Origin of the sequence: Paludibacter sp. 221 (assembly GCF_010501035.1) — a bacterium.
Lineage (GTDB): Bacteria > Bacteroidota > Bacteroidia > Bacteroidales > Paludibacteraceae > QVMH01.
Genome location: NZ_QVMH01000020.1, coordinates 56,204 through 67,188, shown reverse-complemented (window position 1 = coordinate 67,188; position 10,985 = coordinate 56,204). Strand labels below are relative to the sequence as shown.

10 protein-coding genes are annotated in these 10,985 nt (G+C 39.0%); 5 read left to right on the top strand and 5 right to left on the bottom strand.

The features are described 5' to 3' along the window. Positions 1-761 (top strand): hypothetical protein (locus D0T49_RS06305; RefSeq protein WP_163629747.1); only part of this gene is annotated, 761 nt, incomplete at its 5' end. Between the two features lie 81 nt (positions 762-842). Here D0T49_RS06305 and D0T49_RS06300 read toward each other — a convergent pair. Continuing rightward, on the bottom strand, positions 843-1,052 hold the full coding sequence (locus D0T49_RS06300) for an ATP-binding cassette domain-containing protein (protein ID WP_163629746.1): 210 nt from the start codon (positions 1,050-1,052) through the stop codon (positions 843-845). A gap of 351 nt (positions 1,053-1,403) precedes the next feature. Between D0T49_RS06300 and D0T49_RS06295 the strand changes: the two genes are divergently transcribed. The 4 genes from D0T49_RS06295 to fabG all read left to right on the top strand — a co-directional run bounded on the left by D0T49_RS06295 (position 1,404) and on the right by fabG (position 8,210). Beyond that, positions 1,404-3,047, top strand: a complete 1,644-nt coding sequence (locus D0T49_RS06295; protein WP_163629745.1) for a T9SS type A sorting domain-containing protein — start codon at positions 1,404-1,406, stop codon at positions 3,045-3,047. Positions 3,048-3,245: 198 nt separating this feature from the next. Then, the gene (gene gyrA, locus D0T49_RS06290) at positions 3,246-5,882 is read left to right on the top strand and encodes a DNA gyrase subunit A (protein WP_163629744.1); all 2,637 of its coding nucleotides are present in this window, start codon (positions 3,246-3,248) and stop codon (positions 5,880-5,882) included. 189 nt (positions 5,883-6,071) lie between these two features. Next, on the top strand, positions 6,072-7,307 hold the full coding sequence (locus tag D0T49_RS06285; RefSeq protein ID WP_163629743.1) for a tetratricopeptide repeat protein: 1,236 nt from the start codon (positions 6,072-6,074) through the stop codon (positions 7,305-7,307). Between the two features lie 156 nt (positions 7,308-7,463). Beyond that, entirely contained in the window at positions 7,464-8,210 is a 747-nt protein-coding gene (gene fabG, locus D0T49_RS06280; RefSeq protein WP_163629742.1) for a 3-oxoacyl-[acyl-carrier-protein] reductase, read from the top strand. Positions 8,211-8,291: 81 nt separating this feature from the next. Here the strand turns inward: fabG and D0T49_RS06275 are convergent, their stop codons facing one another. From D0T49_RS06275 to D0T49_RS06260, 4 genes are read right to left on the bottom strand one after another with little or no spacing between them, the layout of a single operon-like run. Further along, positions 8,292-8,978 (bottom strand): DUF2490 domain-containing protein, encoded by a 687-nt coding sequence (locus tag D0T49_RS06275; protein WP_163629741.1) that lies wholly within the window; start codon positions 8,976-8,978, stop codon positions 8,292-8,294. Continuing rightward, positions 8,978-9,703: a DUF4956 domain-containing protein gene (locus D0T49_RS06270; protein WP_163629740.1), complete on the bottom strand. Its 726-nt coding sequence runs from the start codon at positions 9,701-9,703 to the stop codon at positions 8,978-8,980. The genes D0T49_RS06275 and D0T49_RS06270 overlap by 1 nt, the downstream gene beginning before the upstream one ends. Before the next feature lie 36 nt (positions 9,704-9,739). Beyond that, positions 9,740-10,543: a polyphosphate polymerase domain-containing protein gene (locus D0T49_RS06265; protein ID WP_163629739.1), complete on the bottom strand. Its 804-nt coding sequence runs from the start codon at positions 10,541-10,543 to the stop codon at positions 9,740-9,742. A 4-nt stretch (positions 10,544-10,547) separates the two neighbouring features. After that, positions 10,548-10,973, bottom strand: a complete 426-nt coding sequence (locus D0T49_RS06260) for a hypothetical protein (RefSeq protein ID WP_163629738.1) — start codon at positions 10,971-10,973, stop codon at positions 10,548-10,550. Between the last annotated feature and the right edge of the window lie 12 nt (positions 10,974-10,985).

The window sequence follows — 10,985 nt, the reverse complement described above, 5'->3', positions numbered from 1 at the left end:
GTTCTATCTGGAGTTACAATGGAAGTAGCTATGTCACCTATACAGCTCCTCCTACACCGGCTACTACGGCATGGTATCTCAGAGGAACAACTATCGATGCAGGGGGGAATAAAACAGCCTCCATCGAAAGAAAAGGAAATGTTACCATTACAGACGCTTTTTTTACTTCTGAAAAAACAACTGCAATATCAGCCACTGGAGTTTCCCGATTCTATGTAAATACTCCCGAATACCAAGGTGGAAATGTTAGTCCTGCTGCAATGCGGGTTAGGATGGAAACAAAAGTGGCAAAAGGTAAAACGAACGAAGGAACTTCTGTTGGGATGACCGTAGTTTCATATTATTCGGGAGCGAGTAAAAATACGGGAGATGGGGAAGGTATTTTAAATGGGTTGAAAGGCTTGGACGTTTATTATGGAAGCAATTATACCGATTCGAAAGGGACTGTAAATGTTGCTATTGGTATTCAAACCAACGGCTATATATCATCTCCCGATGTTAAAATAAAAAAAATGTACGACGTTTATTGTGCAACAGGTCCTAATTTGTGGAACTCGGACACAAAAAATTATGGTGTTATTGTACTTGGAAATAATAAGAAAAGTTATTTTGCCGGAAAAACAGGATTTGCTTCCGGTATTCAACTTTCAATGAATTCGGCAGAAGAGAGTCTTAGCAGTGACAAGTACACACTAAGAGTGAATAGTGGTAAACTCCAGTTTCATGATGGTACAAGTTGGAAAACAATAAAATTTGAATAAAAGAAAGTGATTTACAAACAAAGACAGAACTACTGAAAATAGAATCTACTTTAATATGATTGTAATATATTAAAGTAGATTCTATACTAAATTTTCAAACAATGATTGACACAGCCCGGTATTTAAAGGATATTTTCCGACTATTACTTCCGACAACAAAGACTTTCCGCTACCGTTTTTCCCTACTATAGCCCAAACTTCGTTCTCCTGTACAACCCAATTCATAGGCTCAGCAAACGGAGAGTTTACCATACGGGACACAACCTGATGTAACGTTATAAAAGACGACATTTATTTTAGATTACAAATGAGACACAAAGATACAACTCAGAAAACGACATATAACCAAAATACCCCACAAAATATCACAATTTGTACCCGCTTCATGTATAATCAATTTGTATCATTGCATTATAAAGTCCCATAGGGACGGGAGTTTGGTAATAACCGGCTTTTAGCACTGCCTCTGCGTGCCGTAGGTACGCTACTTGCTACAAGAGAAGTTTCGTACCTACGGCACGAGATAATGCCCGTTATTATGTATTGTCACCAAACTTATGCTCCTATGGAGCATATAGATGACATTTTCAATCTCCAAAAAATATTTAACGTATCAGTACTTAACAAAAGGATAAAAATTATATGAAAAAAATTCACTTTTTATTATCTCTGATTATAATTACGTTTCACTTGTCCGCCATTGAGAAAATTCCGGCTTTTCCGGGAGCCGAGGGTTTTGGTATGTATGCTACAGGAGGAAGAGGCGGACGTGTAATCGAAGTCACCACGTTAGAGGACTACGAAGAAAAAAGTGAAACACCCATCGAAGGCTCACTGCGCAAAGCATTGAAAACCGAAGGAGACGACCCTATTACTATTGTATTCCGCGTAGCGGGACGAATAGACCTGAAAGAACGCTTGAAATGCAACAGGCACAACATGACTATAGCCGGACAAACAGCTCCCGGCGATGGTATTTGCATTTCGGGGAATAATATATACTTCAGCGGAAAAAATTTTATTATACGTCACCTGCGCTTCCGTACAGGCGACGAGCAACAGACCAATGCTTCGTGCATAAATATTGAAAATGCAGAAAACTTTATCGTTGACCATTGCTCCTTTAGCTGGTCTATCGAGGAAAATATGACTGTATACGATAATAAGTACTCAACAGTACAATGGTGTATTATAAGCGAACCCCTGTATAGTTCGGTACATGCCAAAGGAATAAGAGGTTATGGCATGCAGTGGGGAGGGCAATATGCATCGTATCATCACAATTTGATAGCGCATGCCTACAGCCGTGCACCACGTATTAACGGAAGCCGGTCGAACGACATACAGGCAGTAAACGACTATGTGAATAACGTTATTTATAACTGGGGAAAGAAGAATTCGGTATACGGAGGAGAATCGCAAAAGGAAGGAGGAGCATGCCTCACCAACTGGGTAAACAACTATTACAAACCGGGACCTGCGTCGCCTGCCAAATCGTATTTTGCTGAAGCATACTACACCACCGGAGATTATTCGTACGGGCAATGGTATGTCAGCGGAAACTATATTGACGATGCTTCATATACTGCTGTAAACGAAGACAACCATAAAGGAATGAACTATAAAGGAGGCGAAACAAACCAACGCTCTGATACTCGTTTTGAAGTAGAAGACGTGACTACAACCACTGCAGCACGGGCGTATATAGATGTTTTAGCCAATGCAGGCGCAAGGTTGTCAAGACTGGATGCTACCGACCAAAGAATAATAGACGAAGCAAGCGGCAAAATAGAGCCTGTGTATATTGGCTCTGTTGCAAAAAAACTATCAATTATTGATTCTCAAAACGATGTAGGGAGCTGGGCTGAATATAAAGCTGCTGAAGCTCCAACCGATACAGATAAGGACGGCATACCCGACTACTGGGAGTTAGAAAACGGCCTTGACCCGAATAACCCTGACGATGGAGCTCAAATTACCGTAAGCGGTTATTCTAATCTGGAAATATATATAAACAGCATACCACCAAGCCCAACAGGAGATTATATACCGATAACAGAGAATAAGGTTACTCAGGTATATATTTCAGACCGCGAACTCCATATTTATTCTCCGTACCCCTTATTGGAAGCTGCTATCTATAACCTAAATGGAAAGATAGTATTCTCTAAATCGCCACAAACCACATATCTCCAAATACCACTAACCAGCATACCGTCAGGCATATATATTATAAAACTAAAATCAGCGGACAATAAACATGAATATCATAAAATCATAATATAACTTTTCAATAAGTTTATTTAGTCAAAGAACGTTGTAGAGGCACTTCCACAACGTTCTTTTTTATTTACGAATAAAAGCGATAATCATCTGATTTAAAACACATTATAATGTTGATAACTTTTTCCGAAAAGTTTGCCTAATTCACGAAAAAACAGTACCTTAGTGCGTTTTTTGAAAGTATTTATAAATTTAAGATAGATGATTGAACAAGACAGAATTATCAAAGTGAATATCGACGAAGAAATGAAATCTTCGTACATCGACTATTCTATGTCGGTAATTGTTTCGCGTGCGTTACCCGATGTGCGTGACGGATTCAAACCGGTGCACCGCCGTGTGCTTTTCGGGATGAACGAACTTGGAAACAACTCCGACAAACCTTATAAAAAATCAGCCAGAATAGTGGGTGAAGTAATGGGGAAATTCCACCCGCACGGCGACTCCTCTATTTATGGTACTTTAGTACGTTTGGCTCAGCCGTGGGCGATGCGCTACCCCTTGGTAGACGGACAAGGAAACTTCGGGTCGGTCGACGGCGATAGTCCCGCTGCAATGCGTTATACCGAAGCCCGCCTGCGCAAAATAGCTGAAGAAATGTTGGTTGACATCAATAAAGACACGGTCGATTTTCAACTCAATTTTGACGATACATTAAAAGAGCCCGTTGTACTGCCTACACGCATACCAAATTTGCTTATAAACGGCTCTTCCGGTATTGCAGTAGGTATGGCTACTAATATGCCCCCTCACAATTTGGCCGAAGCTGTAGATGCTACCATTGCTTATATAGAGAATAACGAAATAGAAATATCCGAACTCATAAAATACATAAAAGCTCCCGATTTCCCTACCGGCGGTATTATATACGGCTATGCAGGAGTGAAAGAGGCTTTTGAAACAGGACGCGGACGCGTAGTAGTTCGTTCCAAGGTTGACATTGAGGTAGACGATGCAGGCCGGGAGAAGATAGTGGTGAACGAAATACCATATCAGGTAAACAAAGCAGAGTTAATCAAATCGGTTGTAGCCTTGGTTGAAGATAAGCGTGTAGAAGGTATTTCCCATATCAATGATGAATCAGACCGCGACGGAATGCGTATCGTTATTGATATCAAGCGCGATGCCAACTCGAACGTAGTACTGAATAAACTATTTAAATACACGGCTTTACAATCTTCGTTCAGCGTAAACAATATCGCATTAGTGAACGGACGTCCGCGTATGTTGAACTTGAAAGACCTTATACGTCATTTCGTTGACCATCGCCACGAGGTAGTTACACGCCGTACCCAGTTTGAACTTTCGGAAGCAGAAAAACGTGCTCACCTGTTGGAAGGTTTCATGATTATTCTGGATAATCTGGACGAAGCTATTCAAATTATCAGGGACTCTAAAACACCTGAAGAAGCCCGCACACGTCTCATGGAGCGTTTCGGCTTATCTGATGTTCAGTCGCGTGCAATTGTTGAAATGCGCTTACGCCAATTGACAGGCATGGAGCAAGACAAACTGCGTGCTGAATATGAGGAAGTAATGAACCTGATAGAACGTTTGAAAGAGATACTTGCCAAAGTAGAGCTTCGGATGGAAATTATCAAAAACGAACTGGTGGAAGTAAAAGACAAATTTGGAGACAAACGCCGCACCGAGATTGTATATGCTTCGGAAGAGTTTAATCCGGAAGATTTCTATTCGGATGATGAAATGGTTATTACTATTTCGCACTTAGGCTACATTAAGCGTACCGCCTTAACCGAATTCCGTACACAGGGACGCGGAGGTGTTGGTTCAAAAGGAAGTGATTCGCGCGACGAAGACTTCATTGAGTACATCTACCCTGCATCTATGCACAATACAATGTTATTCTTTACGCAAAAAGGAAAATGTTACTGGCTGAAAGTATATGAAATTCCCGAAGGAAGCAAAAACTCTAAAGGCCGTGCAATCCAAAACTTGCTGAATATTGATGCCGATGATAAGGTAAATGCTTTCATCAGGGTAAAAGGGCTGAATGACGCAGATTACATCAACAACCATTATCTGATATTCTGTACCAAAAATGGTATTATTAAAAAGACTTCACTCGAAGCTTATTCGCGTCCACGCCAAAACGGAGTAAACGCAATAACAATAAGAGAAGACGATCAGGTAATACAGGTACGCCTGACAAATGGAGATACACACGTTGTTATTGCCAATCGTAATGGCCGCGCTATCCGTTTCCACGAGTCGCAAGTACGCACTATGGGACGTACAGCAACCGGAGTACGGGCTATGACTCTTGACGAAGACGGACAAGACGAAGTAGTAGGAATGATTTGCGTACCAAACAATACGAAAGAAAGCGTAATGGTGGTTTCGCAAAAAGGCTACGGAAAACGTACATGGCTCGACGAAATGGATGAAAACGGAGAACGTATCCTTGACGAAAATGGCACTATTGTTCCCGTTTACCGCGTAACCAAGCGTGGTGGCAAGGGAGTGAAAACCATGAATATTACTGAAAAAACAGGTAAGTTGGTTTCAATCAAAAGCGTAAATGACGACAACGATTTGATGATTATCAATAAATCAGGAGTTGTGATTCGCCTAAAAGTAGCCGATATACGCATCATGGGACGTGCTACACAGGGAGTCCGGTTGATAAACCTTGATAAACGTAATGATGAAATAGCATCGGTATGTAAGGTAGAAACCGAACGGGAAGAAGACACCATAGAGGTGAATGAAGCTGTTGAACCTGGCGTGAATAACGAATTTAATCCTGAGGATAACGCAATGAACAATTCCGGCACAGAAAATGTTTCTTCAGAAGAAACCGAAGACAATAATTAGTCATAAAAATTAGTAACAAAAGCTCCGGTTTATTATTTAGCCGGAGCTTTTACTTTTAATAACGTTGTTAAAAGGATTGATTTTATTAAAAAAGATTGATTTTTAATTACTCTGTGATTAAAATTAAATATCTTTGCGAGCCAATAATAAATTAATAAACATAAATAATAAATTATTACTGTAAACGAAATGAAAAAACTGATTTTATCGTTACTTTTGATAGCAAGCGTTACATCTACTTACGCGCAAAAGTCAAACGTTAGTAAAGCAAAAAATAAGGCTTTGATGGAAGCCGCAAAACCGGACGAGGCTCTTGCAAACATTAGAGAAGCACGTGAATATATCAAACCTGCTTTAGTAGACGAGACAACAAAAGATTTGGCTAATACTTGGTATATAGCAGGATTGATCGGATACAAAGAAAATGAAGCTTACAACAGTAAAATTCTTTTAAAAGAAAATGTATCTGAAGATGACAAAGGAAAAGCAGTAATGGATTCGTATCGCTACTTTGTTATAGCAGATAGCCTCGATCAGCTTCCTAACGCTAAAGGTAAAGTAAGACCAAGACACAGAAAAGACATTAAGTCTATGGTGAAAGAATATTACACCTATAACCTGATTAACTACGGAGCTTACTTGTTCGACAAAAGAGATTACAAAAATGCATTAGATGTATTTGAAGTGTTTTTGGCAATCCCCGATCTTCCGCTTAGCGAAAACGAAATAGAAAAAGACTCGACTTACAATATGATTGAGTATTATGCAGCCATATCTGCTTCAAATGCGGGTATGAGTGATAAGGCTATTAACTTATATACCAGATTAAAAGATAAAGATTACGAGCCTGTTGCAGTATACCAATTACTTTACGAAGAATATAAGAAAGAAAATGATACTATCAACTTCGTAAAAACGCTGGAAGAAGGCGCACAAAAATTTCCGACCGAACCTTGGTTTATCCAAAACTTAATTAATCACTATATCTATTCAGGACAAGCTCAGGTTGCTTTAGATTATTTAAACACAGCAATTGAAAGAGATCCTACATCAGCACAATATTATTTTGTTAAAGGTGGTTTATTGGAATCGACCGGCAGTATCGATGAAGCTTTTGAGGCTTATGAAAAAGCGATTGAGCTGGATTCTACTATGGCCAATGCTTATGCTGAAATAGGAAGGTTGCATTATAATAAGGCTATTAAAATTTTGGACGATGCAGATTTAATAAGAGATGCTAAAAAAAGAAGAGCTGAGAATGCTAAGGCTGACGAAGAATTTAAAGCTGCTATTCCTTTTTACTCAAAAGCCTCGAGCATGGAGCCTGCTGAAAAGAACTACAAAGTAATGCTTCGCAATATCTATTATCGTCTGAAAATGGATAAAGAATACGAAGCTATTGACAAAGAAATCAACGCAATGTAAAAATATTTCTATTAGTTTTTCTTATGCCGGACAAGATTAATGCTTATCCGGCATTTTTTATTATACCCTCATTGTTTTTGCACAAAAAACATCAGTTTGAGAAAAAAAGGATTATCTTTGTCGCCTGTTTTAATCAAATTTTAAAAATAATTTAATATGAAGTTATTAGAAGGAAAAGTCGCTATCGTTACCGGAGCCGCACGTGGTATAGGTAAAGCGATTGCTTTAAAATTAGCAAGCGAAGGAGCAAGTATAGCTTTCACCGATTTAAATATTGATGAAAATGCTAAACAAACCGAAAAAGAAATTGCAGCCTATGGTGTAAAAGCAAAAGGTTATGCTTCCAACGCAGCTTTATTTGATGACACGCACAATGTAGTAAACGAAATTCACAAAGAATTCGGCCAAATAGATATTTTAGTAAACAACGCCGGAATTACCAAAGACGGACTAATGATGCGCATGAGCGAAATGCAATGGGATGCTGTAATCAATGTGAATCTTAAATCAGCTTTCAATTTCATCCATGCTTGTACCCCTATCATGATACGCCAAAAATCGGGAAGCATTATCAACATGAGTTCGGTGGTAGGAGTATCAGGAAATGCAGGGCAATCTAATTATTCTGCATCAAAAGCCGGTATGATAGGCCTTGCTAAATCGGTAGCAAAGGAACTTGGATCGCGCGGTATACGTGCCAATGCAATTGCTCCGGGATTTATCGAAACTGAAATGACTCACGCTCTGACTGACGAACAACGTGCTAAATGGAGCGAAACAATTCCTTTACGTCGTGGAGGTACTCCTGACGAAGTTGCAAAAGTTACTCTTTTCTTAGCTTCTGACCTATCAAGCTATGTAAGCGGACAGGTTATAAACGTTTGTGGGGGAATGAATACCTGATTTTAAAAACCAATTCCATATACAAACATAAAAGCCATTAAAGAAACAACTTTAATGGCTTTTATATTATGCAAAAAAATTTCAAAACGAATAGTTCCAACTTACTCCTCCATAAAGGATATTGCGTGCATCAGCCTGTTGTATATCCTGGTCGAACCGAAACTGAAAATCGAGTGAGCTTCGTTTCGAAAGGCTATACTCTGTCCCAATTGTTAAGCGATAGCTATCCATGAAAAAGCCATAATCGCTATTTAACGGACAAAAAATTTCGCCCGAAACATATGGCCGAAATGGCGAACGGCGTATGTTATACTCCACCATTAAGCGATTGCGCCAAACATATTTAGGATTATATTTATAATCACCACTGCTCTCGTCGCGAATAGTAGCTTGTGCTCTGCTTCGCAACTTGAAGATAAAACGTTCGTAACGATACTGCCCTACTACACTCGCCGAAATACGATGGCGTACTTCATACATATTCGAACTGTTTCTCCTATAATGCAGGTCGTAAGCAACTCCGGCTTTCAGCGTCCTTCTGATTATTGTAAAATCGGCTCCTATGGATGTTGACGAACGATTCAAAGAACTAAAACCCCTATCAAACCGTAGCTCCTGCTCCAAGGTCAACTCGGTAAACTGCCCTAATTCCTTCGACAAAGCTATAGAACCAATTCCTCCCGCATCATACAATTGAGCTTTCAGCTGAAAGAAGCTACAAAGAAAAAGGAACGAAGCTATTAAAAATATGCGTGTTTCTTTTCTCATCAAGAGATGTCGTTTATTTTGGTTATATTATCTATCGAATTAGGTTCATTTCGCTCAGGATGATAGAATATTTTTATAAAAGCCACATCGCGAAGAAAATCAATATGCCCTATTTCATATTTCAGTATCTTAATACCCGTACGCCTTTCCAAGTCAGCCTTAAGTTCGGCCGACTTATCGGGAGTAATCAAATCTATTTTTTCGTACAGAATGGCTTTGGTCGACACGTGTTTCACTATCCGCGCACTCTCCATTATTGCAATTGCCACGATAAACATAAGATTTGCCGCTACAAGCTCTGATATCGAAAGAGCTTTAGACAGTCCGTTTATCACCGATATAGCAATGATTACAAACAAATAGGTCATCTCACGAATGGAGACCTGCTCGGTACGGTAGCGTATAATTCCAAAAATAGCAAACAAGCCAAGTGCCATCCCTACCTGTAGCTTAACTGTATCCAAGAGGTAAATAAGCAGGAATATTGCTACTGAAAAAAGAATAAAGGTAAAATAGAAATCTCTGCGTCCGCTTTTCTTATAGTAAAAATACTTAACTATGATCCAACATACAAGTAAGTTGAAAGCAAAACGTACAATGAGCTCTAATAAAGAACCCGCTTCGAAAAGGGGAATTCCGAAAAAATCGGGACCTGAAAAACCTTCGGCAGCACCATATTCCTCTGCAATGCTTGAGTCATATTCAGGAAAGTCGGATTGAAACATGATATTATTTATTTAAAGTTTATACAAAAAAGCACTTTATCGTACAGCAAGTAAATCACTGTTTGTCAACTTATTAATATAACGTATTTTCTTTTTAAAGCGATTGCTTTTCACAGCAGGGTTTGTCAATATCATACCCAAACAATACTTACTCATCCCTATAGGCAAAACAGAAAGTTCGTTCAGATATTCCCTGAAATGCGATTTAGCGGCTCCGTCTTGTTTCATCTCTATGATAACAAGACCATTCACTCCATTGTATGACTCTGCCCCAACTGGACGAAACTGCAGATTAACATCAATTGTAACACGCTCTGTTTCATCTTTGTCTACAAGCGTTATTCTATTAAAAAAGTTTTGTAAACTCGGACGTAAATCTACATAACTGAATGGTGATTTTTCTTGAATAAAAATTTGCTCTTCTTCATTCAGAAATACCCCTTGAAAGTTTCTTACATCAATCTTAATACGCTTTTTGGAAGTACGTCCTTTATTGCTCTTGCGTTTTACCTCCAAAAAAGAAATACCGGAATTAATATATGAGCGCATCCGTATTTTATATCGGTTCAGCTTACCATTATGGTGCACCGTGTACATATAAAAATCTTCCGTATCAAAATATATACTGGAATAAGGACACGCACGCAAACCATCGATTTCAACAACACGATACTGCCCCAAAGCTCTTTTCAGAAGATACGGAAGCTGCTCCTGCGATATAAGAAACTTGGTATCTATCCTGTTCATCAGCTTTACCTTATCCATCTCTTCGAGCGAGATAGGGTCAAAAGCATTCAAAACAGGATTAATCACCTGAAAAACATCTTTCGTCTCTTTCACTGTATTATTTAAGGGAATACTCGAATTGCTTCGAGGAATATAGCCTTCCATTAGGATAATAATTGTAGTGCGCTTTTTTAGTACCGTCCTCGTTATATTCTATTTTTCTGATGCGTTTTACCTTATTACGGTCGTCGTATAATACTTCTTTAATACAACGGTTATTTTCATCATATTCGTAAGTAGTACGCGCCTTCATTCCGTAGGGAGCATATTCTATTTCCTCTACCTTATAACCTTTCTCGTTATATCTCACCTCCCCTTCCAAAGCCCGGTCGCCACCTTTAGCATCTGTTTTATACTCCTTTATCACTAAATTTTTCCGAAATTCACGTTTAGAAGTTGCTGTCTGATCTTCCTGAGCAGATAAGCTAAACGAAAAAAACAGGATAAGCGAAAGGGCTGAAATTATCTTAAATGTATTTTTCATGTTCTTATTAAA